The sequence below is a fragment of the Saccharobesus litoralis genome (genome assembly GCF_003063625.1).
In the GTDB taxonomy this organism is placed as follows: domain Bacteria; phylum Pseudomonadota; class Gammaproteobacteria; order Enterobacterales; family Alteromonadaceae; genus Saccharobesus; species Saccharobesus litoralis.
The window spans coordinates 2,830,763-2,857,284 of the sequence record NZ_CP026604.1 but is presented as its reverse complement, the minus strand read 5'-3'; the positions used below and the strand labels follow the sequence as shown (position 1 = coordinate 2,857,284).

The following is a 26,522-nucleotide window of genomic DNA, read 5'->3' as shown; positions in this document are numbered from 1 at the left end:
GCCAATCTAAGACTAAAGAACTAGTTTATTTATTTTCTCAATCAAAGGTTTTAGCTTGCCGGACCAAGTGTTTTCCTTAAGTACAAATTGATTTCCTTTGTACCCTATTTCTTCTGCATATTTAATGTTATTGGTAATCTCTTGTATCATATTAATGTACTCATTTACGCTATCAGCGACTAAAATTTCTTTGCCAACTTCGGCTTCAATACCTTCTAGTCCAACAGAAGAAGTAATAGCCGGCATACCCAATGCCATATACTCTAAAACTTTATTCTGTACTCCAGCACCTAAGCGCATTGGGCAAACACCAGTAATAGCTCCTGCAGCCGCTTCAGCAACACTGTCAACGCTACCTGTGGCAATTGTGTTAGCGTAACGATTAAACTCGTTTTTCACTTGTTCTTTTATGCGACCGATCACTTTAAACTGATAATCACCAATTTTCGTAAGTCCTGGCATAACAGATTTTGCAAACCAACGTGCTGCATCTAAATTTTGCACGGTTGTCATATTACCGATAAAAACAATTGTCTTACCATCAGGCTGATAATTACACGGTAGTGCGTCAAAACTAACGCCATTTGAACAGACCAAAACCTTGTTTCGCACCTCTGAGTTTTTGGGATATAAATAATCTTTATCAACTTGAGATACGAAAACCGACAAATCAAAATAATGAGCAATTGACTGCTCGTATTTTTTTAATCTATCCTGCTCAACTGAATAGACCAAATTTTTAAAGCCTGAGGATTTCTCAATTGCTCCAACTCGTTCATAGTTCATTGAAATAGCATCAGTCATCTCCAACACTTTTGGTGTATCGAAATCTCGTAAATAGTGTCCTGTACGAATTAAATGGGCCAATGCCAGATCATGTTTGGAGAGCAGTTCATCAACTTTTTTCTTAAACGCTTGTGACGAATAGTACGCCACTTGTAATGGTGTATTTGTAGGCAAACTAAACAAACAATTTAAATACGATTTCCATTTAGGCAACATCACCCTTTCTATTTTTGAAAACACACCATCTAATGGTATATCCATTTCCATTTCTTCGCGTGATTCACATAAACTGAGCAGAGTAAGATCATATTCTTTAGCTAGCTCCCTGCAAATATAGTAAATACGAAGACGGTCTCCACCGATAACTGGGTATGGAAAGCGTGGGGTTAATACTAAAATTTTTTTTCTATCTTGCATCTAATTTGTTCCAAAATGCTTTAAATTGCGCTTCTACTGCTTGCTCGTTAAATAATTTAGCTCTCTCTAACCCAAAATCAACTAAAGTCTGTGCTAACTCTTGGTTGTTAGTAACTTGAACTAAGGCTTCAGCTATAGCGCTTTCGTCGAGCGGATCAAACTGTACAGCAGCATTTCCCACCACCTCAGGCATTGAAGTTGTATCACTACAGGCTATTGGAGTTCCGCTTGCCATAGCTTCAATTAACGGAATACCGAATCCTTCAAATAGTGACGCAAATACAAAACTCTTTGCATTCCTATACAATTTTTTTAACTCACTATCGGTAACAAAACCAACAAATTCAACTCTATCTTCTACATGAAATTGAGCTGCAACATTTTTAAATTTCTCATGCTGACTCACTCTTATGCCAACAAGTTTCAAGGTAAAGTCACTTGGCAAGTCAGGCGCTGCTAATGAAAATGCTTTTATTAATTTTTTAACATTTTTACTTGGTGCTTCACCGGCTACCGACAAACAATAATTATCTCTGCCTGTAATAGGTCTAGGGGTATCAACAAACCATGTACTATTAACCGAATTCGGCACAACGGATATGGCTTCGGGAGAAATAGCAAATCTTTCTACAATTTCGCTTTTTGTAAACTCTGAAACAGTTAATAGTACATCTGCGTTTTTTATGACTTTAGGAACCACAAACCTACGATAAATACGCCCAAGCGTTTGATATATTGAAACTGAAGGGGGTAAGTCACGCCATGACTTTAAGTAAATTAAGTCGTGAACAACCAAAATAAGCTGGGCATCTAGTTTTTTTATAGGGGCTGTATTATAAGGACAAAGTACCCGAGCAACTTTTTGCCTTTTTATGAATTTGGGGAAAATATACTGCTCCCACCATGGAAAAAAACCATTGCCGATGGTCTGATAAGGCAAACGCTCACAAACATAATTATGTGGGCCAACCCCAGTTACACTATTCTGTATAGGTTCTATAAGTTGGTATGCATAACGCCCCATTCCTCGGACATTGCCAACCATCCAGCGAATGTCTATAACTGCTTTATCTTTTAACATTAAGTTTCTCTTCAATTGCAGCAATTAAGTTATTGGTCATATGCTTTACTGTATAATTTTTCTCTATGGTAGCGCGTGCGGCTTGAGCCACTTCCTTGTAGGAATCAGGTGAGTTATTAATTTCATTCAGTGTATCTACTAAAGTTTCAATTTCATAATCATCTAATAACCAACCATTTTCATTATTGGAAATAATTTCGGGCACCCCCCCAACTCGCACTGTAACCACTGGTACGGAATACGACATTGCTTCTAACACAGCATAGGGGAAGGCCTCGTAGTGAGACAACATTAATAATAAGTCCGCATTTAAGTAATACGGCTCTAAGTTTTCAACAAACCCCACCCAGCTAATTTGAGAGTTAACACCGATAGTCTCGGCAAGCTCGACTAAATCTTGCTTAATCTCGCCAGATCCAATAATTGATAATTCAGCATTAGGTAAATATTGAAGTACAGATATGGCCATTTTTTGATTTTTATTTGCATTAATAGCGCCGACCATTAACAATTTAATTTTTTTTTGAATGCCAACGCTTTTGTAACATTCAGGCACTGAAACACCATTGTAAATAGTTTTTATTTTTCCTTTTGCATAACAATCTGGCAGCGCTTTATTACAGACTCTAATTACCAAATCAAAACGTTTTAGCAAAATATATATAAGAGCTTTTCTAACCCATCGCTTCCAGCTAGCTTGCTGACCATCGTTAATATCACTATGTTGCACGTATACCCATAGCTCATTACCTTTAGTTAACGTCATGCTCTGATATAATGCAGCATTACCATTAAATAACCTTGCGCTTGGGTTTAATATGTCGGTACAAGGTAGTTTATCCAAACTTACTTTTTTCAAATACTCAGGGCCGCCTTCAAAAGACGTTAAAACATTCTTCGTATGCAATTGATTAATAAGAGACTCTGCATACCTTTCCTGACCACCAAACACACTCGAGTAATTAAGAATAATTATTTTCATTTTTTAACAATTCAGGCTTATACATAATTAATGCTAGAGATAAATACAAATGAAAAAAATACGTTGATGGTTCAAACATTGCCTGCCCCCATACCGCTATAAACAATACCAGAACTAAAAACAACCTATTATCTTTCCGTCTAGAAGATACATTACAAAAATAGTAATATAAACAATATGAGATAAGTAAAACGTACATAAAAAAGCTATAAATACCTGCTTCAAAAAGCACCATTAAAAATACATTATGTAGATCGTGATTAGTACTAGCTAAAATAGGAGAGCCTCCTAAGCCAACACCAGTATGAACATTGTCTATAAAATAGTGATATATCTCCTCAAAATGATGGAGCCTCACTCGGCTCGTACCATCATCACCAGAACCTAACGAGTTAAATCTTATAAAAAGAATATCCCAAAAAAAGATCACCCCCAGTATAACAAAACAACTAAATATGCCCAGTATGAGCCTACTCTTTGGCACTGAGATAAAATACTTTATCAATATAATCAATGCAGAGATAGAAAACATAAGCATCGCACCTCGTGTTCCTGTTGCGACTAGACCAACAACATTTAAAACAAACAATCCGCCGACCACTATATTTCTTTCTTCTAACAAAACAAATAAAGCACATAACGCAGTAATGACGGCAAAGGCAGCATGAACATTCTCTGAAGAAAAATAAGGGACTCGAGGAACAACATCCCAGGCTTCAAAATTCACATGTGCAGGGAAACCAAGGAAAAACAATATTAATTGCGCCGCCCCCCACAAGGCGTATAAAGAGCCTGTGTAAATAAGAGGTTTAATAAATGCGTTTAAACCATAATTATTCAAAAATATAAGACTTGCTATAAAAAACAGGAAACAAAACACTAAAGCAAAGGTAAGTGAAAAACTACGCTCAATAGTGATGGAGTTTATGCTTGAAAACACAACCAAACATAAAAAACAAATAAAGAAGAATACACTGGGGTATTGCCCTTTAGCTATAAATGCTTGTTTTTTTAAAAAGCAAGAAAACAAAAATATTACAGTAAAAACTTGGAAAGCTTTTAAATGCATAAAACCAAGATTAATATTAAAGTTATGTATTGGAATGCTTACAAGCGCAGCTAAATAAATACTAGAGTTTTTTAAGAAATTCATAACTCATATCTTTAGGTGTTAAAACAGAAGAATCATGAACACTTTGACAATTTTCAATAAACCCCATCACTTGTGTCAAGCTTAAAAAGTTATAGTCAACAATAAGACACCCCCGCCTTAAAAACTCTTTACCTGCAGCAACACTATCACTCACAATATACGGTTTACCCATTAACAGGCATTCATTTACCACCATCCCCCAAGGCTCATCTTCTGATAATAAAATAAGTGCATCGCTTGCTGTATACAATTGGCACAAGCGCGCTGGATTGGCATAACCACAAAAAGAAATATTAGAGAACTTCACTTCTGCTGCAGTGTCTTTCATCTCATTTTCTAAAATACCTGTTCCAGCAACTATAAGATGCACTTTTGTTTGTTTATTTACTTGAGCTAACAGCTCAACGGTTTCAATTACCCGCTTGCGCGAAATTAATTGGCCCACATAAATAAAGCAAAAGCTGTCTTCTTCAATACCGAGCGCCTTTCGTAACTTTGCACGCTGCGGTAACCATTTCGCTTTTTGCTGTAGATAAAAGTCGTTATCAACCGCATTATTGACTATGCTAATTTTTTCATTCGGCACTGCGTTATTTAACAAGTAATCTTTTGCCATTGAACAAGAAGCAATAATATGTTTTGCCCCTTTATACATCCAGTGCCTCAGGTTAGCCACCAATCCAGCGGATACCTTAGATGTTGTGGTTATTTCATTCCATACAAAATAATTAATAAAAAATAACCGGCAGAAAAAAGCCGCAATAAAAGACGTCCAAGATGCATCACCAATAATAAGTAAATCGGGGCGTTTAAATAATAGGTAGGTAATAATGCCAAATCTAAAATGTAAAATACGCTTTGCGTCTTTTCCCTTGGCTAAATTTAAAGTAACACCAGATAAACAAATGGTACGATAGCTATTATCGTTTTCAACTTGCCACTGACGGTCTACTTCTCGTTCAACACAAGTTAAAATGTCTAATTTTTTTATTTGCTCCCACTTGGCAAGCTCTTTAAAAAATGGCACGCGATAAGGTGCAACCATATTAGTTAATATAGCTACTTTTTTTGCTTTTTCGTTGCGCTGGTTAGGCATTTCGAGTTGCCCCCCAGACCTTTATATATAACACGGTCTTTTTAAGCCAGTTTATAGGCTGAGTGTATTTTAATATGGCTTTCCAATGTGCTTCTAATAACATTTTGTAGCCTAACTTCGCTCTTGGTGACAAACCTATCGACTCACCGCCATGTCTGTGATAAACCGTTAAAACCTCTTCAACTACGTCAAAACCATAACCTTGTAAAGCAATTCGGATCCAAGCATCCCAGTCTTGACAACTTGGGAAATCGACCTGAAATCCACCTGTGCGCTCTAACGCTTCTTTTTTTATTACAACCGAAGCAGACATTATATAGTTGGTAGAAAGCAAAGCTTTTTTTGAACATCCTCTCACGCTAATACGGCTTTCGTAAGATTCCTGACCTTTCTGGCCCTTGGCTGTTGTCCAGGTATATACAAACCCCAAATTATCAACTGTACTGTTTTCAATTAAGGCTTGCTGTTTTGCAAGTTTTTCAGGCAACCATTCATCATCGTCATCTACAAGCGCGATCCAATCACCCGTTGCCAATTTAATACCAGCATTGCGTGCGGTTGGCGCACCCGAATTTCTATCTAATGATATAAAATGAAAATTTTTAAATTGTTCTTTGTAGATATTCACAACTGCAGCATATTCTTCATCCATCTTAGAGCAGTCATCAATTACTATTACCTCATCTGGTTTTAATGTTTGTTTACTCACTGAGCTCAATAGGCGTACCAATAAATCAGGTCTTTTGAATGTTGGAACAACTACAGATATATAAATGTTATTATTCATTCCTATCCTCTAATATCAATTTACAGCCAATAACAATCAAAACTAGATTGAACCCAAACCCTATACAACTTAGATACTTTACCATATCAACATCAGTCAAATTCATGATCTTAATAATTAGCACTACACAAAATAACCTCGAAAGTGTGTAGGTAATTTCATAAACAGTTAATATCTTCTGCCTTTTACTTAGTTGGATTATTATTGTTGGAAGTGGGTTGATAACTGTTAAACCAAACCAAAGAACCAACCACTTAGAATATTCATAGGCATCCCCCCAACCTTCACCTAAATACCAAAGTATAATTCCCTTTAGAAAAAGCCAATAAACAATAACCCCAATTAAATACAGGACCAATAATATAACTACGTTTTTAATATAAAACACTAAAAGAGAGCTACGAGAGTTGGCATAAAGCTCGGCTAGTTTATGGTGAAATACATGTCTAATTGCTTGACTAAACAACCCAGTAGGTGCTTGTACAATAAAAAATGCCATTGCTAATTGCCCTAAAGCAGCAACTGGAAATTGTAGAGCAAACACGAACTGTGGCAAATAACTGCCTATACCATTTAAAACAGCTTGAAATGTACCATGCAATGCAAAATCTTTGCGCCTCGCTATATATTTAAAATTTATTCTCATGGGGACAAAATCAATGAGCTTTAATTTAAGTTGTAAAGATAACCACCCCAACAACAATGCGGCCCCAACTATTTTTGAACCAATAAAAACAAAAAAATGACTGCTGAAGTACAAAGGAGCAAACACGATGGTGTTTTGAATCCCCCCCCTTAATACGTTGAAAAAAGAAAGTTTTGTGAATTCACCATCTTTAACGAAAATGTAAGTAAAAGCTTGGGAGAAACCGAGCCAGATACACCAGATAGGGACAAACCCTAAAGCTAGTAACTTTAAGTCCATTTCTAAATAAAAAAAGCTAAGAGCATATAGAAAATAATAAAGCACAGCCAATAAGAGAGATATAGAAAAGATTGTTGAACAACCAGATATAACATTTGACTTTAAGGTTTCACTAGGGAAACTAAGCTCCAACCTTAGAGTAAACAAAGGCAAGAGCACACCACTAACTGCTGCCATAAGTCCAAATGCACCTATAACATCAGCACCATAATATCTTGTGAGTAGTGGAGCACTTAAAAATGCTGCAAACTGTGCAATTCCATTTCCACTAGCTAGCTGTACAATGCTTTTTAACACGACTTAATATATTTTTTATACCAAAGAAATAAACTCATCGTCCGATCAACTAACGTATAATTAGTGGTAGAGATTTCGATACCGGATAAATCAATTTGGTGTTGATGTAAAATATACTTTACAAACTCTTCAAATTCCTTAGTACTAAACTGTTCTTTCCAATAATCTCCAATACAACCATCTATTATAAGTTTTTCAAATGACTGCTCAGCTAATGGTATTGATGTTTGAGTGGGATTATCTTTAAAGATACTTTTCTTGTATTTACGTTCAATATCACTTAAGACCCGCTTATATTGAGATAGAGGGGATGTATATTTAGCTGGGAGTGATAATAAATTTCGAATTAATTCATTATTCATAAATAAAAAATTTGTTGAATGACCATAACGATGACAGGCCTCTCTGAGGCCACGCATATCCATTCCCCAAATAAAGGTACTCAAACACAGATCAAGCATAAAAGCATGAGTTTCCCCACTACCATATAAACTTATTTTACCATCAACGAAACGCTTAGTTTTAGCATAAAGATTTTCCATAGCAGCTGAGCCAAGTATCTTGTATAACCTTTTTTGCTTAGAGCGTTCTATCCCTGGAAATTCAATGTCATTAAGAATATATCCAGCATAATACTCAGCATCGTTTTTAGCCTGACTTAGGCCTTGAAAGTACATTTGATACTTATTTGGAAACATCCCCAAGACGGGTGACAATTGTTTCAAAAGAAACTTAACAGCTCTGTGAGAGTATTTACCATAAAATGCAGCACGTCGAATACGACTAACAACATCATTACCAGTTAAGTTTAAGCAAATAATAGTATCCGCTGTCTGCCCATTAACAAATGTCAGCCTTTCATTTTCTGAACTCACGTTTTTTATAAAGTAATCAAACTTCCAACGCCCTGCGTGAACGTGATCAAAAGCCTCTATAGTACTAGTTTTATAGGAATCACATAACGTTTTATCTTTAGTATCAGCACGAATTACCTTATGGTTACCAATTATAGAATTGTTATAACTAAGAACATTATTTAAATCATCTATATCAGGTTTAAAGCCTTCCAACATAAAAGTGAACGTTTTTTTTACGTCTGATGGATTCAAAGCAGCTATTACTCTTGAATCTCTTCCCCCCGACATTAAGAATGAGCTGCAATCTACATTGTTTAATTTCAAAAAGCTCTCAACACTTTTGACAGTTGAGCGTTCAACACTTGAAGGGCTATTAATGCCCTTATCCAATATGTCATAACTAAGTGTCGCTAAATTTAATTTTAACGTTGCCCTAACAGGCAATACATTAATACCCTCATATAGAGTTAAAGTAGGCAGTAAATATCCAAAAGTTAAAATTGAAGCAATTCCTTCAGAAACAAATCCATTTACGTCTAATAGTGACACATCATTAGTTATGACAAAACTTGAATTCTTTTTTTGGAAGTATATTTTTTCAAACCCAAAGCAAGAATTGTCAAGTTCTAAAAAACCATTTTCAATTCTCACTTGATAAAAGCTTTCGTGCTTTTGAGATTCGCAAATACTTGTTTGGCAACCATCAATAAGTTCATTACCATCCAAGGTTACAACTTGGTTCAAAGGCGTAATATGTAAGCAAAAGGTAGTAGTCATTTAAGTTTCCGGCTCCATTTTATTAAGATATTGAGTATACATATTTAGAAACTAAAACCTCTCCTGCCTTAAACATGTGGTTTCTTATAATGTAGTGCGAAAGGAAATAACTACCCGTTGATGAGCTACATTTTTTTATTATTTTCTGTTTGTGGGAAGCATAGTTTATTTCACAATCTACACCATCCTTTTCAAAAGTTGCTATGTGTGCAAATTTTAAAAGCTTAAAGTACACACCAGATTTAAAAACAATTTTATCTTCTACTATTACGGCATCTTTTTTTATTCGAATTAACCTTTTAAACAAAAGAAGAGGGCTCTCCCCCTCAAACCCCTCACTTGTAGCCCTATACTTTAATTGCCTAAGGAAATAGAAATTAGGGTTATCTTTATTAAAAGACTCGAATATATTTCTCCAATATATATTTATTCTTCGCCTAAATAAATTGAAAAGCATCTGCTTAATAGACCAATTTGAATCAAGGATACCAAAAGGTAATGGAATACTATCTATGCTGCATTCTTTACTAGGCTCATCTCCACCAAACCTTGGGGTTAAGGAACGACCAGCCAACCTAATATATGGTAAAGGTTGTTCATCAGCCAAATGCCCATAACCACTAGTGGGCACCGCATAGGTAACTTCAGCTCCATTAGCAAGTATTGTATTAATCGGCATTAGGTAAGCACTATTCATAATCACCTCTTTTGAATTTATCAGCTCTACCTAAGCAATAAGCCAAAAACGGTTGGTAATCGTAAAGTGTGTTATAGCCATACCATCCGTGGGGTTTATCCAAGTTAAATGTTACATTTTCTTTTTCCGGTTGTTCGCGATTTAACACCAACGGGTAAGAACCATTCTCCCTTTGGAACGACTGCACGTAACTCCAAAGTTTTTCAATGCTAGCATTCAAGTTAAGTTGGTACTTCGTATTAGTGTACTCAAGTGCAAATACTAGTGAGCCGTAGCCAAAAATTTGCTCTTGCCCTCTTCCTATATACAAAGCACAACCATCTGCTCTCATCATTTTAATGGCATGCTGACAACCTTTGATCAACCAACTTTTAGCTAACGGGTGGTATTTAGTTTGGTCCAACTCTGCTAGCACAAAAAGGCAAAATGCATGATACTGTAAAGAGCGCGTTTTTAATTCATCTAATATCTGCCCGCTTTCGTGAGTAAATACTTTCTTAATCCCCCAAAGTATCATTTTTACTTTTAGTGAGTCTCTACCTTCATTGACTCGGTTTAATTGGCGCAACAAAGTCCAATTAACCATTCGGGTGCCTTTCTCTGCATAAACGTAACTGGTTGCATTGGTGTTTTGGATTAGCTTTTTGGCACGCTGAAGTGCATAAATAACAAATTCCCACGAGTAATTTGCGGAACTTTTATTTTGGCGGTTAAAAAGTGCCAGTGATTTAGCTGCAAATTGCTCATGTTCTAGCTCCAACGCTGCTAGCAAGCTAAACGCATAACCCCAACTTGGCTCATCTGGATAGCCATTTTCGTCCATTTTAGTATTTAAATGTTCAATTAACTTTAACGAGCTTTGCTTATAGCTAACGACCATGTATTTCAACCATTGTTTCTATAACTGCATTGTCATGCTTTTGAAGTATATATTCGCCAACAGACATAAATGGAAAATTTGGGTAACGCGCCTCTCTAATCCTAAAGAATATTCTTTTGAACCAATTAGGAATCATTTTTTGAAATGGCAAAGCCCCTTCCAACCGAGGATTGCAACAACGCAAAACCAACTGACATTCTTTGGGATCAACAATTAAGCGATGGTGAACAATCCACCTGTAACCACGCTCTGTTTTGGCTTCATCACGTATATAAAAGACTTCTTTAAATCCAGCGGGCACTTTACTTTGCCCAGATTTAAATATGAGTTTTTTTGTTTTTGATACTGGCACTTCAACCGAACCGAAGTTTTCGAATTGATAGTATAAATTTGAAGATTTGTGTGGATAGTGCAACCCAGCAATAAGGGCAGCATCAGCACAATCAGAATAGACAACAAAACGACTAACCATATCAAACAAATTAGATTCAGATAAAGCCTCAAACTCCACCCTTCTGAATAACCTATTAGCATTATCCAAAAATGAGTCTTCAGTAATAACTAAATTTGTTCTTTCTAGTATCCCTTTCCACTCATAATTTTTAGAGTTTCCATCTGGTCTTAAGTTTGAATAGTACTCACTCAAATAAGGGAGTGTTTTTGATTTAGCTCCAGAGTAAAAGCTGGTAGCGTTGCCATATTCAATATCGTATTCTAAACGACCTGCGAGTCCGTCAATCATCCTAAGTCAACTATAAAAGCTTCAAACCAAGACACCGTCTAACTTTCCGTTTTATATTCATAATTGTAATACCCATAATACCCATAAGCATTACTTGCCTTCTTAACCACACCGTTAAACACAACGCCCTTTACATCCACACCATTTTGTTCAAATCGATTCTGGGTTATTTCTACTTCTTTTACGTGATTTTGCCCAAATCGAGTAACCAATAGAGTTGTTCCAGCATGGTTACCGACAATTGCGGGATCAGTTACTGCTAAAATAGGTGGCGTGTCGATTATGACTAAATCATACTTTTCTTTTACAATTTCAATTAAATCACTAAAATTGTGGTGCATTAATAGTTCTGATGGGTTAGGCGGTACTGCGCCACGCGCTATAAACGCAAGATTTTCGATATCTGTTTTTAACGTGACATCCTCTAGGGTATTTTTACCTGACAAATAATCTGACAAACCCACTTTTGCTTTTATATTAAAGTGTTTTTGTAGGTAACCTTTACGCATATCAGCATCTATCAATAACACTTTTTTGTCACTCTGTGCTAATACAGCAGCAAGGTTGGCGGAAATAAAAGATTTACCAACACCTGGTGATGGGCCTGAAATGGAAACCACATGATTTTTAGCATCCATGAGTGCAAAGTGCAGACTAGTACGCAAGCTACGTAACGCCTCTATTGAAAGGTCAGTCGGGTTAGACAATGCTAGTAACTCACCGGTTTTATTTTTGTTTTTACTTTTTAGTTTGGCAATACCAGTAAGTTTTTCTTGAGACTCTGAAAATGGCACACTAGCATAAACGGGCAAACCCAATGCTTCTATTTGGCTAGCATCTTCAATACCTTTGTGTAACGCCCGTTGCACCAACACGATACCGACCGCTAAAATACCACCTAACATAGTCGCCATAACAGCTATTAACGCTTTTTTCGGCTTTACAGGGTTTGAGTAATCAACAGCTGCGCTGTCAACTACGCGTACATTGCCTACTGTACCGGCACGAACAATATCAAGCTCTTGCGTTTTTGATAGTAACAACATGTAAATTTCGTTACTAACTTCAACATCACGCGTTAAACGAAATAGCTCTTGTTGGGTTTCTGGTAAGTCTGTTACTTTTGATGTTAAATCTCGCTTTTGCCGTTGTACTACTTTTATTTGATCTACTGCACTTTGGTATAGTGGATGTTCACGTTTAAATTTACGTGATACCTCAAGGCGCTTAAGCTCAAGCTCTTGCAATTTTGTATCTAGCTCGACTATTTGCTCAAGTACACCTTGGGTTTCTAAACTGATATTTACTGACTGTTGATTTTTCTGGTAATCATTCAATTTTTGTTCTGCTCTTTCCAGTTGTTTTTTCACTTCCGGTAATTGCACTTGTAAAAAGTCGAGGGATTTTTTAGCTTCAGCCGAATTGCGCTCCACATTGTGCCTAACATAAATAGCAGCGACTTCATCCAAAACTGTTTTAGCAAAGGCAGCATCTTTATTTTGATAGCTTAGAGTAACAATACCTGAGTCTTTGCCCTTTTCGGATGCAGATATTGCCCCTTGCAAGGATAAGATAGTGCTTAGTCTATCGTTTCTCTTCAATAAAAAACGTGTATCTGCTCGGGCATTAAGACTGCGTACAGTCAGTGAAAATTCACCTTGATTAATTGTTTGACCAACCACTCCTGCTAATACTGTATTTTCACCTAATTTTAATTCTATTTGATTACCACTTTTCGCCACTAGTTCAAATGTTGTACCTAATAGGTGACTAGGTACTTTAAAATCAAATACATCTATACTTTCACCACCCCAAGCGTAGGTGTTAGCCCAAAACTTAGGTATTGCTAACGCATTTTCATCTGTCGTAAAGAATTTACGATAATAGCGACCTCCTACAACAGGAAACAGTTTAGGCTCTACTACTGTATGCAATTTTAGATTATCTACTGCCTCACCTATAACTGTTCGTGATTTTAACAATTCAATCTCTGTTACTGCAGCAGATGTAGATTCAAACATACCTGACATATCATCAAAACCAGGTACAGAAGCGCCTTTACTCTCTACCTGTATCAATGCCGTTGCTTGGTATATAGGTGTGCTAAACATGGCATAGGCAACCCCTAAGGCTGCGAATATGGCTGTAACAATAGCGATGAAGTACTTTCGATCTATTAATGCGCCAAACAGGGCTGACAAGTCTATTTCATCGCTATCTTGGCTAGCGGTTGCTTTGCCCGTTTTATTATTGGAGAAAAGGTTAGATTGGGCGTTCATTTAAACGGGCATCCTTATAAATACTTTAGCCAAGCTTTGCAGGCGTCTTGAATAAGAGAGAAGACATGCTCGAATGCTTCTTGGCTTTTACGGTAGGGATCAGGCACTTCTTTGTTGTCTAGCCACTTACCCAATAAAAAAGTTTTACCACGCGCTTGCGGGTATTTAGCGCACAAATCGCTAATGTGGCGTTCTTCCATCACTAAGATCAAATCATTTTCAGCGACAAGTACTGAACTAAGTTGACGCCCTTTATGGGTTGATAAATCAATATTTTGGCTAGCAGCTATTGTTGTTGCCATATCATCAGCAGGCTTATCAACTAATGCGGTTAAACCGGCCGACGACACTTGGATATTTGTATCTTTTAACAGCGTTTTTAATTGATATTCCGCTGTTGGGCTACGACAAATATTGCCAGCACATACAACTAATATGGAATTAAACATGGCCATTCTATTACTACCTAGCTGCCTGAATAGTTTGATCAACTTCAGTGATATAATCTATCGCTGTAATTGTTGGGAGAATTTGACTAATTAAACGATTCCAGCGTGCGATAGGTGCAGTCGTTACATACACTATATCTTGCGATTGCAATTCAAACTCATTAGCCCATAACATAGCAACGGCATTTTTCGCATGTAGCTGGAATACATCGGCCACAACATCATCAGTATTATTATTTTGGCGCTTGCGCAATACAAAGATTCCGTTGGCGTTTGCACTTTGCTCATTTAAGCCACCAGATTGCGTTAATGCTTCCGCCAGTGATAAGCCATATCTATGTACGGGAACAACACCAACCTCGTTAACATCGCCCAACACGTATACTTTTTGTTTGTCAGTTCGTGTTACATGCACTACATCGCCGTGCTTTAATAGGCGGTTTTGGCTTGTGTCGCCATTAGCATAAAATTCGTTAAGTTTGATAACTTCGGTTTTACCTTGACGCGTTAAACTAACTTCTCGCCAGTCGGCTTCTTGTGTTATTCCGCCTGCTTTTGAAATAGCGTCTATCAAAGTTAGCGGGATCTCGGTAATGGGGTAAATACCAGGCTTCTTAACTTCACCTGTTATATAAGTTTTTTGGCTGTTAAAACCAACCACTTTGATATCGACTTGCGGCTTTTCAATGATCTTGCTTAATGCTTTAACTAGATCAGCATGCAGTTCATTAATGGTTTTACCCGCAGCTGGTAATTTAGGAACATAGGCATAAGTAATGGTGCCATCAGCTTGAATTCGAAAACCATCAAATTCAGCTGAGCGTTGTACCGCTGCAGGAATGGTTAATTCAGGGTGATCCCAAACACCTATAGCTAACACATCGCCAACCCCTAAGCGATATTCATAATTACTTAGTTCTAGGTCAGTTGTTGTTTTGGGCTGCGTTTTAGTTTGCGCCTTGCTAGCCTTCTGACTGGCGATCAGTTGCGAGTTAATCACTTGCACTTTTACATTTTGTAATGCTTGCTCGCTATTGTCATTAGGCTCTTGATATTGCAAACCTTCGATATGGCTACCTGGTATAACTGAACAGCCGGAAAGAAGTGCAGCGGAAAGGCAAATCAGGTTGGTATAGCGCTTTATGCTTTTATCCCAAAACATATTTCTTAATTTTTCCTATTTACGTAACGGTGGCAATACTATCACTAGAAGTAAAAACTAACCAAGAGGAAGTACTATGCTAAGAAGTTATATATAGTGCATTCACGAGTAATAGTAGCCGTCTGCAATTAGCGGGGAATAATAATGCTTATCTTTTTTAAAATAAATGAATGTTTTATTAATTAGCGATTTTTGTGCGTTTGGTTATAAAAATAGTAATTTGGTGTGGGGTGGTAGACTGGTTTTGTGGGTGTTTGATTGAGAATGAGGTTTTAAGTTTGCGCGTTTGTTTTTGGTGGGTGAGGGAAATTGGATGTGTCGAAGCGGTTTGGGTTTTTAATTGGCCTGAAAAGGTATTTCCGTAAACTGATGTTTAAACCAATAAAATATGTGTACCCATCGGCCTAAAGGCAGACCTTTTCGGCGTGCAGAATTGCATAGTTTCATTAACAAATGTAGTGGAAATTTAGAAAGGTTCGGTTTGCCGGCGTAAAGCCGGCCCCACAAAATAGCGGTGTCGAAATAAGTTTCGGTATACACGAGTTGTATTAATTAACAAATAGCGTGTTAATTAGCTAGCACAATTGAATACCCGTGGATTTTGCCCAATCATGTATAGGTTGAAGCTCTAAATTAGTTTGATGAAGAACAATATCTATTTTTTGTTCACCAATTTTATCTTCCAATGCAAGCTTGAATTTTATTTTTTGCCTTGCTGGTGTTTGATTAATTTCGCTATTACAGGCTAAATAAGAGTGAGTTAGGCGAAAAACTGTATGTTTTGACTTTCCAACACACAGCCAATTTAAGGAGCTTAATAATGTCGACTGCAGAAGACAGAACTATGAGCATGAGTGTAAAGCAATATCTTGCTAGCGAGCTTGAAAGAGATACAAAGCATGAATTTATTGATGGTTGTATTTATGCAATGGCTGGCGCCAGTATAAATCATGAACGAATCTCTGGTAATATTTTTGGTGAATTAAGAAATCACCTTAAAGGAAGTCCCTGCGAACCTTTAGCTTCGGATATGAAGGTTAAAGTTATAGACAATTTTTATTACCCTGACGTTTTAGTTGATTGCAACTTCGACTCCACAACCCCCTACTATACTGAAACTCCAGTCATTATTGTTGAAGTACTATCTCGCTCTACTCGACGCTTAGATGAAACAAAAAAGCTAGTCGAATACTTAAACATCCCGACTTTACAGGAGTATGTTCTTATTGAACAAGATGTAGCTGATGTCACTGTTTATCGTAAAAGCGATGATTGGCGCTGTGTGCATTATTTTCTTGGGGATCTAATCACATTTGAATCTATTAATCTAACTTTAGCGGTTGAAGAAATATATTACAGAGTCGAAAATCAGGATGTAATTGAGTATTTTGCGGTTAAAGAACCTGAGAACAATCCCCAAAGTTAATATTTAAACGGATGAAATATGCGTACCCACGTACCCATCGGCCTAAAGACCGATCTACAATTTTAAGCAATAATTGAGTTGCCGGCATAAAGCCGGCCCTACATGGTGTGAATTGTCGAAATAAATTTCGAGCTACAAGGCTGCGTTCATTAACAAGTAGCGTGTTAATTTAGAAAGGTTTGGTTTGCAGGCTCCGCAAGCATAAATGCTCGCCCACAAAAAATTGATTCTTTTAAATGGCTATTTTTCCACAAAAGTCGGTAGATTAATTACCTTCAGCAAAGATAAGAAACGACCTATGGCTTTCAATTTCATTGCACAGAATATGGTTTGCCGGCGTAAAGCCGGCCCCACAAAAGAGCAGTGTCGAAATAAATTTCGAGCTACAAGGCTGCGTCCATTAACAAATAGTGTGTTAATTTAGAAAGGTTTGGTTTGCAGGCTCCGCAAGCATAAATGCTCGCCCACAAAAAATTGATTCTTTTAAATGGCTATATTTCCACAAAAGTCGGTAGATTAATTACCTTCAGCAAAGATAAGAAACGACCTATGGCTTTCAATTTCATTGCACAGAATATGGTTTGCCTGCATAAAGCCGGCCCTACAAAAGAGCGGTGGCGAAATAAATTTCGAACTACAATTTTGCGCTTTCTACTATTTTGATTAAGCTTTTGTAGTCATCGAGTAATTGCTGTTGCATCACTATTGGTAAGTCGGTCGCCATTTTAAAGCTCATTATTTGACTAAAGTTTGCGGCTTGTTGTGGGGTTAACAGCTGTTTTTGCGTCGCTTCACTGTATAACCAAATAGGGATATCAGTGTCGCTCATCAACTCTGGTTTATCTGCTAACCAAGTAATCAATGCCGTAATACTGGCAACTAACAAATCCATGACACCATCTTGCTCGGCTTGTAACAAATGTTCTGCTGCTGCCAGTTTTTTCTTACTTTGGTTCAGCCAAATATTTTGGCTGCTTTCCGGTTCCAATGCTGTTAACGGAATAACTTCGCTCGCAGCGATTGGATTGGCGTTGCCTAACCTAGCAAGTTGGCGTTGCGTTCGACTGTCTATCACCGCGTGCTGAATATCTGTATCTAACTTAGCAAAATAAGCTTCTATTTCATCATTAACTTGGTCAACAACAAATAATAATCCGCCTTGTTGCGTTAACACTTGCTTCAAGTTTGATTGTAACTCTACTTGCACTTGACCGATCAAGCTTGTAATTGAATTTTCGGTCGATTCATCATCCGTCATTTCAACCACTGTCGTTGGCGATTGTTCTAAATCATCGTCAATGTCTTGCGTCTGTATTATTTGGCCATCAACACCCATTTCATCGGATGAGATACTTTCCGTTTCTTGAGTCTGGTCTTTGTGCTTATCTAAATCCTTCAACACTTCTTTTAAGCTTTGTTTACTTATGCCAACCACATCTTGCTCAGCTTCTGGGTTAACGACATTGTCGAACAGATCCTGTTTCTTTTGGGTTAACTGTAAAACGCGTTGTTCATAAGCGTTTTCAGCAACCATTAAAATGATACTGACTTTTTTACGCTGTCCCAAACGATGAATACGAGCATTTCGTTGTTCTAGTACGGCAGGATTCCAAGGCACATCCAAATTAACCAACATAGTCGCACTTTGTAGGTTTAAACCGGAGCCACCCGCATCGGTCGAAATAAACACTTTTATCTGCGACTCTTGACTAAATTTTTGCATTAAGTCGCCACGTTTATTGCTTGGTACACCGCCATGTAAGTGAACAAATCCAACCTTCATTTGTTGCAACATGCTTTCAACCATGGTCGTCATTCCCTTCCATTGCGAGAAAACAACCATTTTTTCGCCTAGCTCGATACATTGCTCTGTGATTAAACGTTTTAATTCATTTAATTTGGGCGCACCTTGGGTTTCTTTATCAACTAAACCGGCAGCATTACAAGCCATACGCGCTTGCTGCAATGCGGCCATCATTCTGTTGTGCTCAGATGGCGTTAATGGTCGTTTATTGGCAATATCCGCTAGATAGCTAGCGGTTGATAAGCCTGAGTCATGTAACTCACGTTGCTTGCTGGTCATAGGCGTATCAATTCGCAATACAGTTCTGTCGGGTAATTGATCACTAACAATGGAACGGTCTCTGCGCAACATGTGCGGGTTAACCACTTTTCTTAACTCAGACAGGTTGCGATATCCTTGTACTTTGCCTTTATCATCCAGCACATGGTAATCAGAATAGTAGCGCCATAATGGGCCGATAATTTTCGGGTCGACCACCTGCATCAAGCTATATAGCTCTTCAAGTTTATTTTCTAGTGGTGTGCCCGACAACACAAAAGCATAACGTGAGTTGATTAACTTGGTCGCGGTTGCAACCTTAGTTCGCCAGTTCTTGATACGCTGCGCTTCATCGAGGATCAATAAGTCAGGTGCCAAATTCTCATTAAGTACATTTAAGTCGCGTAATAACAATTCATAGTTCAATATGTAAAAGGTTGCAGACTGTTGATATTGAGCCTGACGCTTGTCGGCGCCACCTTGAATTATTTGACACCTATGGCCGGTAAACTTTTCGATTTCACGTGCCCATTGCTGCTTAAGCGAAGTTGGGCAAATGATGACAATTTTATCTACATTAGCACTATTAATTAACCATTGTGCGGCAGCGATAGACTGCAGGGTTTTCCCCAACCCCATATCGTCAGCCAAAAGCGCGCGGCCATTCGCAGCTAAAAACGCAACGCCTTCTATTTGATACGGGTATAAAGTCGCTTGCACACCTTTTATTTTGCCGTTGGAAGCAAAAATTTGCTGACGAATGATTTGCTTTTGTAAGTAATGATTCTGCTCTTGCGCTAGCTCTTTGCAATATCGCTTGGCATCTTCACCGAAAAGAAGGTGTTGATTACCATACAGCTCACTTTCGAGATAAAAGTAATCATCAGGTAATTTACCAACAAAGTTGCCTTGCTTATCAAAGTATTTATCCAATACCGCATTAAGAGAAGCGTTCATGTTAGCAGTACGCTGCAATTGTATTTTGCTATCACTTTGACTGTCGTATAAAATAAAGGGTAAAGGAGAGGCTAAGCTTTGCGGATCAGTCGAGGTTTTAGCTGATGATTGTAAATTAATATAATGAAGTGCCGCTTCGATATGCTTACATGTCCCTAATTGGTTATGTAATAAATCTGGACAGTCACAGTAATTTTTCTTTTGCTGTAACGATCGAATATGAACAGTATATGAGCGAGCCCAAGGGGTATTTTCAGCCAAACTGGTTGCTTTGAACAAGCCAAATACAGGGTGGCCATCAAGGTGCTCTATTTTAACTTCGCTTTGTCCACGCTTGATGCGGTCTTTAATAGCGGTTTCTTTCAAATTAACAAAGCGGTTATGCTCTTGCGCTTCTTGCGTATCATCAATATAAGCCAATAATGCAGCGACAGCATGTTTACATAAAGGTGATGTCACATCATCACACTCGCATCCGGCTTTTATATTACCCGCTTGCTTAATATCAATATACACATTGTAGGGTAACTCACTGTCTTTACCTTCGACTTGCGCAAATATTTCACCTTGTGATTGTGAGCATTCAAACACCCTATCTTGTTTGAAGTAAAACAAGCCTTGCCGATAAGTTGCTTCTGATGTTTGTGATTGAATGTTTTCGCTAGAGATTAAATATTGAGTCTGCTCTATCATGCTGCAAAGGCTATTTTTATCAAGTTCTGTGAGATAGGCGTATCTTGGCAAATAAACCAACAAAGGTGAACCAATATATGTAATGTTGTTGTAACTACTCAGCGTGCTTATAAATAGAATTGAATTTCTCCCGCTGGTATAAAAAATCACCGTCATACCTGAGTATTCAGGTATCCAGCGCTTTTATTAAAGTAAACTGAGCTCGCATACACTAAACAAAGTCACTAGATTACCGCATTCGCAGGTTTCTTGTTCCAGACGAAACCTAAGTACCTACGTCCTGTAGGCACGGCAAAGACGAGGTAATTAGCAATACTAAGGCGCGTAAAACAAATTACGCTGAGTAGATACATGTTGTTAAGGTTTGTGGGCGTGAAGTCAACCCTACAAGAGGTGTGCGATGTCGAGATAGACTGACGGCTTTAAGTTAGCCTGAGAATATCCCTCAAAGCCAATATTTAAACCGATAAAATATGCGTACCCATCGGCCTAAAGACCGGCCTACAATTGAGGAAATTGCACCGTTTCATTAGCAAATAGTGTGTAATTTTTTAATTTGGCCTGTGAGCATAAAGCCGGCCCTACAAAGGTATGGATTGTCGAAATAAATTTCGACCTACATAAGGCGTTGAATGGTATTGATAAGGAAAAATAGGAAATGGTGCCCAGAGGCGGAATCGAACCACCGACACGGGGATTTTCAATCCCCTGCTCTACCGACTGAGCTATCTGGGCGCATAGATAGTACGTGAATGGTGCCCGGGGCCGGACTTGAACCGGCACGTTGTTACCAACGAGGGATTTTAAATCCCTTGTGTCTACCAATTCCACCACCCGGGCGACACGAGGTTTAGAGTTCATTGTGGATGAACTTATGTAAGAAATGGTGCCGACTGCCGGAATCGAACTGGCGACCTACTGATTACAAGTCAGTTGCTCTACCAACTGAGCTAAGTCGGCACACAAAGGTGCTTACACCAAAAAATGGTGCCCAGAGGCGGAATCGAACCACCGACACGGGGATTTTCAATCCCCTGCTCTACCGACTGAGCTATCTGGGCGTTTACTTTAACGTTTAACAACGGCTCATATTAATTCATCCTAAAGGTGGGTTCCTGTCGGCGTCCTGCCTCCACCTCAACAGACTGCGAAGCTATGCTTCGGTTCTGCCCGACTGAGCTATCTGGGCTTACCTGCATCAACACCTTAGCGGCGCTGCGCGGCGTGTATTAAACGGATTTTGCCTATGCAAGTCAACGCTTTTTTAAGGTTTTTTTTAGTTAATTGTATTTTTTATATTTATCAGCCAATTTTATGGTGTTTTTTGTACAATCCATAATTATTTGAATCGTAAAACAGGTAAGTTTGCTTTGCCGGCATGAAGCCGGCCCAACATGTCAGGAACAAAGTTCTGTTGTATTGCTCTTTTTGATAGAAAGGTTTGCAAGCTCCGTAAGCATAAATGCTCACCCACAAAAATTGATTCTTTTAAACGGCTATTTTTCGACAAAAGTCGGTAGGTTAATTACCGTCAGTAAAGAGAATAAAAGGCCTATGGCTTTCAATTTCATTACACTGAATAATTACGATAAATTAACAGGTGCGGTTTGCCGGCTTGAAGCCGGCCCTTCAAGGGGTGTGTTGTTGTAATAAATAAATTCGAGCTACACCCACATTTGCGGTTTTGAAAAGTAATAACCTTGGCCTATATCTGTGCCAAGTTCTTTCACAACTTCCACTTCTTCTTTGCATTCCATGCCTTCTGCTACCGTTCTTAAGCCCATTGATTTGGCTATATCAACCGTACTTTTAATAATCGCACGTTTTTCTGGGCTGTTATGGCAGTCTTCAATGTAACGCCTGTCCAGTTTAACTTCTTTAAAAGGCAGGTCACATAGTTTGTCTAATGTCGAATAGCCAGTGCCAAAGTCATCAATAGCCAGCATGACGCCCATTATTCTTAAGCGGATCAAAACTTCTTTGGCTTTTTGCATATCGTTAGCAACGCGTGACTCGGTTACTTCGACCGTTATCCTATCTAGCGGCACATTATATTTGTAGGCACTTTGGCAAACTAGCTGCGGTACATCTTGCGTATCAATACTATTCATCGACAAGTTGATAGAATATTTAGCGTCAGATTTATCTTCCGATATTTTCTGCATCGCTAAATCAAATAGTTGCTCTTGAAACTCGACTATTTCACCACTGTCTTCCAATTTATTGATAAATATCGTCGGTGGCAAAATCGCGCCACTATTATTACGCCAGCGCGATAATATTTCGTAAGACACAATATCCCCCGTTTTTAAACACACTTGTGGTTGACGGGTTAATACTAACTCACCATTACTTAAACAAAATGATGCGATCACATCTGGCGCCAAAGGTTTGTTGTCATTAACTTGATGGGTGATCAACAATTCTTCTAATTGCGCGCTAGTAAAAGGTTTGGGCAGTGATCCTAAAATAATTAAATCATTTTCGCAGGCTATTTGCTCAGCCAAGCTCAATACTTTAGGTTCAAACCCACTGTATATAATAATTGCGCCTTCGAAATTAATATTTCCCAAATGATTGAGTAGCGTAATGCCATCCATTTGCGGCATTTGCAAATCAAGGATCAATAACTCAGGTTCAACCTTGCGTGTGGCAATAGCATCTAATGCTTGTTTGGGATCGCTAAAGCAATCAATATCTTTGATACCGGCTTTGACTAATTGCTCGTTTATGAAGGTTAACGAAAACTCATCGTCATCTATGGCAACAGCGCAGTTATATGCTAGCTTCATTGGGCTTCCTTGAGGACTAAAAGCTGTTTTTTTGCTGAGTAACAAAAACTTATTTACCTAACTATAGCGTAAGTATATTTTAATTTTGAATTCTGTTGTTAAAATGATTGATAAATCAACAATAGAATTAATGTAAATGCCTTCACAATACCATGAGCAAGCGCCTATCGGCCAACGCATGTCAATATTTGCAATATCATCGATCGTAGGTTTGTCATTAATATTACTGGCAGCCAGTTTTTTTCTGCACAAAATGTCGGTCAAAGGTGATGCAAAAGCATCTACCGTTTTCTTCTCAAAGTCCGTCGCTACCTCGTTAGCGCCCTTTGTTGAGAAAAACGTTATGCTGCAAAATAACAATACTATTCTGCGCTCCATTACAGAGGCATCACCTAATATTGCAGTGATGGCATTTCGTTTACAAGGCGACAATACGCTTGGTTTATATGGCCACTCAAGTGCAGTGGGTATCGATATTCCGCAAAACCCGCCATCCACCGAAGCCTATACAGAGCACGCCGATTACTTACAATCTTCATCTATTATCTATTCAAGCGACAATAAGCCGATTGGTTTAGTAATAGTGCGCAATTATCTTGAAGGTCAAAACTCTGTTAACTTTAAATGGTTGTTACTGGCTTTTGTGGCCATTGTTTTAGCTGCACTGCTGGGCTCAATGCTAGCCGGCAATATGCGCAAATCAGTACTTAAGCAAATTGATAAGTTTCAGCAAATCGCTAATCAAATAGTTAAGAAAAAAGACTGGAGTCTAAGATACAGTGAAGATGTCGATCGTGAATTTTCGCGCTTAGCATTAAGTATTAATAAGCTAATGGATGAAGTTGAGGGCAAAGCGCAAGACCAAAATGCCGTTCAATTACAAATTGAAGAGCTTAATCAAACCCTAGAGCAAAGAGTTAAACAGCGCACAACCGAGCTTACTGCAGCTAAAGAAGCGGCAGAAAAAGCCAGTGAATCTAAATCGACTTTCTTGGCCACCATGAGCCATGAAATTCGCACTCCGATGAATGGTATTATTGGTACGTTAGATTTATTACGCAAAACGGTATTAGATAAACCGCAGTTTCGCATGACAGATACCGTACGCGAATCTGCTTTTGCTTTACTGCGCATTATCGATGACATTCTCGATTTTTCTAAAATCGAAGCCGGCAAAATGGAAATTGAAAAAATTCCTGTTTCGGTGACTGAAATAGTCGAAGCTGTGGCTCGTATTCTGCAACCAGTTGCAATTGAGAAAAAGATCACCCTTAAAGTCTTTGTCGACCCTAACGTGCCAAATGGCCTTATCACCGATCCTGTGCGCATCCGCCAAATTTTATATAACCTAGCCGGTAACGCCTTAAAATTTACCGATAATAGAGACGGTAATATGGCGCAAGTGGTGATCAGCGCCGAATTGCACAACCAAACCATGGATTTTGCAGATATTCGTTTTACTGTTTCAGACACAGGGCGCGGAATGAGCAAACGCCAAACGCAAACAATATTCCAGCCATTTAATCAAGGCGACAGCAGTATTACCCGCCAATTTGGCGGCACTGGCTTAGGCTTGTCCATTTGTCAGCGTTTAGCTGAATTAATGTATGGTAAAATCCAGCTTGAATCGACCCCTGGAGTAGGCACTACATTTATTGTTGATATTCCAATGCATTTATCAAATGACTTGGAAAACCAACCTGCGGAGCTGTTTAGTGGTAAGCAGATTTGGGGGGTATTCCCAGATAAAGAAGATCGCAACCACGCCCAGCGCTATTTAACCTATTTCCAAGCTGAGTACCGTTTTTTTGAAAGTGATGGTGCTTTATTGGATAGAGTGCAAAAATACGCGAATGAATCTGCCGCTCTGGATGCTTTATTACTCGATGCTAGATACTCTATAAACGAAACCAAAAAGCTAATTCAAGCATTGGTTGACGGTAACTACGTTAATCGCTGTAAATTTGTGATCATCACAACAGATCCCACCCAATTTAACGATATTGAATCTGATCGCATTGTATTCTTAGTCGCGACACCGTTATGCCTCACCAACTTTATTGATGCCACCGCAGTTGCCACCGGCAAACGCGCACCGAAACAAGATAACGTTAGCGATGATATCAATTCAGTTGAAGTAGTAAGAGCGCCTACGGTTGAAGAAGCTCGCGCGCAAGGCAACTTGATACTATTGGTTGAAGATAACCCGCTCAACCAAAAAGTACTACAAGATCAACTTAGCATGTTGGGCTATGCCTCAGAAGTGGCTAACGATGGTCAAGAAGCCTTAAAAATGTGGAAAGCCGAGCACTACCCTTTAGTGCTAACTGATATTCATATGCCACATATGACAGGCTACGATTTAAGCCAAGCGATCCGCGAAGAAGAACGTGCTAACGACTATGAAAAAAGTAGCTACATCATAGCCATTACCGCTAATGCGCTTAAAGGTGAAGCACAAAAGTGCTTCTCGCTAGGTATGAACGATTTTATTACCAAACCGGTTGAACTCGTCACCTTAGACAAACTGCTGCATAAATGGCTACCAATAGACAAAAAAGCGATAGCGGCAACAGCACCAGCCAAATCAGATAGTGTTGAGTTTGCTGATGATGCGGTTTGCATTGAAACCATGACCAGCTTTTTAGGTGATGATAGCAGTAAACACAAAGAGTATTTAAGTACCTTTATCAGCCATGGCGCTGATTTAATCGGCCGAATTAAAGATAGTTTAACTATTATGGACAAAGCCAATATTCAAGGTATTGCCCATCAAATGAAGTCGGCGTCGAAAACGGTTGGTGCTTTACCATTGGCTACCGCATCTGAAACTTTGGAACATACCATTAAGCACGAACGTGAAGGTGATTTAAGCGTATTGGTGAAAGATGTCGAAACCAAGTTTGAGCAGGTTAAATTATACAATCAAACGAAAATGTAAAACTTGTAGGGTGGGGTTTATCCCCACAAAAAAGCATACCTTGTAGGGTGGGGTTTATCCCCACAAGCCGAGTATCGATTAAATAGATTGGGTTAGCCGGTATAAAACCGGCCCTACAAAAGCATATCTTGTAGCGAACTTGTAGAGAAAGGTTTATCCCCACAAGCCGAATGCCGACTTAATAGATTGGGTTAGCCGGTATAAAACCGGCCCTACAAAAAAACACATCTTGTAGCGAACTTGTAGAGAAAGATTTATCCCCACAAACCGAGCATCGATTTAAT

The 26,522-nt window shown here is 38.5% G+C and carries 18 protein-coding genes and 4 tRNA genes; 2 read left to right on the top strand and 20 right to left on the bottom strand.

Features of this window, described 5'->3' with window-relative positions; genetic code table 11:
• Positions 1–12: 12 nt before the first annotated feature.
• From C2869_RS10125 to C2869_RS10060, 14 genes are read right to left on the bottom strand one after another with little or no spacing between them, the layout of a single operon-like run.
• On the bottom strand, positions 13–1,203 hold the full coding sequence (locus tag C2869_RS10125; protein ID WP_108602815.1) for a glycosyltransferase family 4 protein: 1,191 nt from the start codon (positions 1,201–1,203) through the stop codon (positions 13–15).
• Positions 1,193–2,284: a glycosyltransferase family 4 protein gene (locus tag C2869_RS10120; protein WP_108602814.1), complete on the bottom strand. Its 1,092-nt coding sequence runs from the start codon at positions 2,282–2,284 to the stop codon at positions 1,193–1,195. The genes C2869_RS10125 and C2869_RS10120 overlap by 11 nt, the downstream gene beginning before the upstream one ends.
• Positions 2,271–3,266, bottom strand: a complete 996-nt coding sequence (locus tag C2869_RS10115) for a glycosyltransferase family 4 protein (RefSeq protein ID WP_108602813.1) — start codon at positions 3,264–3,266, stop codon at positions 2,271–2,273. Before C2869_RS10115 ends, C2869_RS10120 begins: the two co-directional genes overlap by 14 nt.
• Positions 3,247–4,419, bottom strand: coding sequence for an O-antigen ligase family protein (locus tag C2869_RS10110; RefSeq protein WP_108602812.1), 1,173 nt, complete (start codon positions 4,417–4,419; stop codon positions 3,247–3,249). Before C2869_RS10110 ends, C2869_RS10115 begins: the two co-directional genes overlap by 20 nt.
• The gene (locus C2869_RS10105; RefSeq protein WP_108602811.1) at positions 4,397–5,515 is read right to left on the bottom strand and encodes a glycosyltransferase; all 1,119 of its coding nucleotides are present in this window, start codon (positions 5,513–5,515) and stop codon (positions 4,397–4,399) included. The genes C2869_RS10110 and C2869_RS10105 overlap by 23 nt, the downstream gene beginning before the upstream one ends.
• Positions 5,508–6,302, bottom strand: a complete 795-nt coding sequence (locus tag C2869_RS10100; protein ID WP_108602810.1) for a glycosyltransferase family 2 protein — start codon at positions 6,300–6,302, stop codon at positions 5,508–5,510. The genes C2869_RS10105 and C2869_RS10100 overlap by 8 nt, the downstream gene beginning before the upstream one ends.
• Complete coding sequence (locus C2869_RS10095) at positions 6,295–7,524, bottom strand: lipopolysaccharide biosynthesis protein (protein ID WP_108602809.1); 1,230 nt, start codon at positions 7,522–7,524, stop codon at positions 6,295–6,297. The genes C2869_RS10100 and C2869_RS10095 overlap by 8 nt, the downstream gene beginning before the upstream one ends.
• Positions 7,518–9,158, bottom strand: a complete 1,641-nt coding sequence (locus tag C2869_RS10090) for a hypothetical protein (RefSeq protein WP_108602808.1) — start codon at positions 9,156–9,158, stop codon at positions 7,518–7,520. The genes C2869_RS10095 and C2869_RS10090 overlap by 7 nt, the downstream gene beginning before the upstream one ends.
• A 22-nt stretch (positions 9,159–9,180) precedes the next feature.
• Positions 9,181–9,855: a hypothetical protein gene (locus tag C2869_RS10085; RefSeq protein ID WP_108602807.1), complete on the bottom strand. Its 675-nt coding sequence runs from the start codon at positions 9,853–9,855 to the stop codon at positions 9,181–9,183.
• Entirely contained in the window at positions 9,848–10,735 is an 888-nt protein-coding gene (locus C2869_RS10080) for a hypothetical protein (protein ID WP_108602806.1), read from the bottom strand. The genes C2869_RS10085 and C2869_RS10080 overlap by 8 nt, the downstream gene beginning before the upstream one ends.
• Positions 10,725–11,477, bottom strand: coding sequence for a hypothetical protein (locus C2869_RS10075; protein ID WP_108602805.1), 753 nt, complete (start codon positions 11,475–11,477; stop codon positions 10,725–10,727). The genes C2869_RS10080 and C2869_RS10075 overlap by 11 nt, the downstream gene beginning before the upstream one ends.
• Positions 11,478–11,515: 38 nt before the next feature.
• Positions 11,516–13,756 (bottom strand): polysaccharide biosynthesis tyrosine autokinase, encoded by a 2,241-nt coding sequence (locus C2869_RS10070; RefSeq protein WP_108602804.1) that lies wholly within the window; start codon positions 13,754–13,756, stop codon positions 11,516–11,518.
• Positions 13,757–13,770: 14 nt separating this feature from the next.
• A complete protein-coding gene (locus tag C2869_RS10065) occupies positions 13,771–14,205 on the bottom strand; it encodes a low molecular weight protein-tyrosine-phosphatase (protein ID WP_108605030.1) in 435 nt (144 codons plus the stop codon).
• 13 nt (positions 14,206–14,218) lie between these two features.
• Positions 14,219–15,367, bottom strand: coding sequence for a polysaccharide export protein (locus C2869_RS10060; RefSeq protein ID WP_108602803.1), 1,149 nt, complete (start codon positions 15,365–15,367; stop codon positions 14,219–14,221).
• 820 nt (positions 15,368–16,187) lie between these two features.
• On the opposite strand from C2869_RS10060, the gene C2869_RS10055 reads away from it, so the two are divergent.
• Complete coding sequence (locus C2869_RS10055) at positions 16,188–16,793, top strand: Uma2 family endonuclease (RefSeq protein WP_108602802.1); 606 nt, start codon at positions 16,188–16,190, stop codon at positions 16,791–16,793.
• Between the two features lie 634 nt (positions 16,794–17,427).
• Here C2869_RS10055 and C2869_RS10050 read toward each other — a convergent pair.
• The 6 genes from C2869_RS10050 to C2869_RS10025 form a co-directional block, all read right to left on the bottom strand.
• Positions 17,428–20,505, bottom strand: a complete 3,078-nt coding sequence (locus tag C2869_RS10050; RefSeq protein ID WP_159084125.1) for a DEAD/DEAH box helicase — start codon at positions 20,503–20,505, stop codon at positions 17,428–17,430.
• Positions 20,506–21,164: 659 nt separating this feature from the next.
• Positions 21,165–21,240: transfer RNA gene (locus C2869_RS10045), tRNA-Phe, on the bottom strand.
• An 18-nt stretch (positions 21,241–21,258) separates the two neighbouring features.
• Positions 21,259–21,345 (bottom strand) — tRNA-Leu (locus C2869_RS10040).
• A gap of 44 nt (positions 21,346–21,389) precedes the next feature.
• Positions 21,390–21,465 (bottom strand) — tRNA-Thr (locus C2869_RS10035).
• 25 nt (positions 21,466–21,490) lie between these two features.
• A tRNA-Phe gene (locus C2869_RS10030) sits at positions 21,491–21,566 on the bottom strand.
• Between the two features lie 603 nt (positions 21,567–22,169).
• A complete protein-coding gene (locus tag C2869_RS10025) occupies positions 22,170–23,297 on the bottom strand; it encodes an EAL domain-containing response regulator (protein WP_108602800.1) in 1,128 nt (375 codons plus the stop codon).
• Positions 23,298–23,433: 136 nt separating this feature from the next.
• Here C2869_RS10025 and C2869_RS10020 point away from each other — a divergent pair, with 136 nt between their 5' ends.
• Positions 23,434–26,238: a hybrid sensor histidine kinase/response regulator gene (locus C2869_RS10020; RefSeq protein WP_108602799.1), complete on the top strand. Its 2,805-nt coding sequence runs from the start codon at positions 23,434–23,436 to the stop codon at positions 26,236–26,238.
• Positions 26,239–26,522: the final 284 nt, after the last annotated feature.

What these genes read in the sequence shown, in the direction of transcription:
- C2869_RS10100 (WP_108602810.1), bottom strand. Translation starts at nt 6,302, where the DNA reads ATGAATAATAACATTTATATATCTGTAGTTGTTCCAACATTCAAAAGA.
- C2869_RS10115 (WP_108602813.1), bottom strand. Translation starts at nt 3,266, where the DNA reads ATGAAAATAATTATTCTTAATTACTCGAGTGTGTTTGGTGGTCAGGAA.
- C2869_RS10070 (WP_108602804.1), bottom strand. Translation starts at nt 13,756, where the DNA reads ATGAACGCCCAATCTAACCTTTTCTCCAATAATAAAACGGGCAAAGCA.
- C2869_RS10050 (WP_159084125.1), bottom strand. Translation starts at nt 20,505, where the DNA reads ATGATAGAGCAGACTCAATATTTAATCTCTAGCGAAAACATTCAATCA.
- C2869_RS10090 (WP_108602808.1), bottom strand. Translation starts at nt 9,158, where the DNA reads ATGACTACTACCTTTTGCTTACATATTACGCCTTTGAACCAAGTTGTA.
- C2869_RS10020 (WP_108602799.1), top strand. Translation starts at nt 23,434, where the DNA reads ATGCCTTCACAATACCATGAGCAAGCGCCTATCGGCCAACGCATGTCA.
- C2869_RS10120 (WP_108602814.1), bottom strand. Translation starts at nt 2,284, where the DNA reads ATGTTAAAAGATAAAGCAGTTATAGACATTCGCTGGATGGTTGGCAAT.
- C2869_RS10065 (WP_108605030.1), bottom strand. Translation starts at nt 14,205, where the DNA reads ATGTTTAATTCCATATTAGTTGTATGTGCTGGCAATATTTGTCGTAGC.
- C2869_RS10105 (WP_108602811.1), bottom strand. Translation starts at nt 5,515, where the DNA reads ATGCCTAACCAGCGCAACGAAAAAGCAAAAAAAGTAGCTATATTAACT.
- C2869_RS10060 (WP_108602803.1), bottom strand. Translation starts at nt 15,367, where the DNA reads ATGTTTTGGGATAAAAGCATAAAGCGCTATACCAACCTGATTTGCCTT.
- C2869_RS10075 (WP_108602805.1), bottom strand. Translation starts at nt 11,477, where the DNA reads ATGATTGACGGACTCGCAGGTCGTTTAGAATACGATATTGAATATGGC.
- C2869_RS10055 (WP_108602802.1), top strand. Translation starts at nt 16,188, where the DNA reads ATGTCGACTGCAGAAGACAGAACTATGAGCATGAGTGTAAAGCAATAT.
- C2869_RS10110 (WP_108602812.1), bottom strand. Translation starts at nt 4,419, where the DNA reads ATGAATTTCTTAAAAAACTCTAGTATTTATTTAGCTGCGCTTGTAAGC.
- C2869_RS10125 (WP_108602815.1), bottom strand. Translation starts at nt 1,203, where the DNA reads ATGCAAGATAGAAAAAAAATTTTAGTATTAACCCCACGCTTTCCATAC.
- C2869_RS10080 (WP_108602806.1), bottom strand. Translation starts at nt 10,735, where the DNA reads ATGGTCGTTAGCTATAAGCAAAGCTCGTTAAAGTTAATTGAACATTTA.
- C2869_RS10025 (WP_108602800.1), bottom strand. Translation starts at nt 23,297, where the DNA reads ATGAAGCTAGCATATAACTGCGCTGTTGCCATAGATGACGATGAGTTT.
- C2869_RS10085 (WP_108602807.1), bottom strand. Translation starts at nt 9,855, where the DNA reads ATGAATAGTGCTTACCTAATGCCGATTAATACAATACTTGCTAATGGA.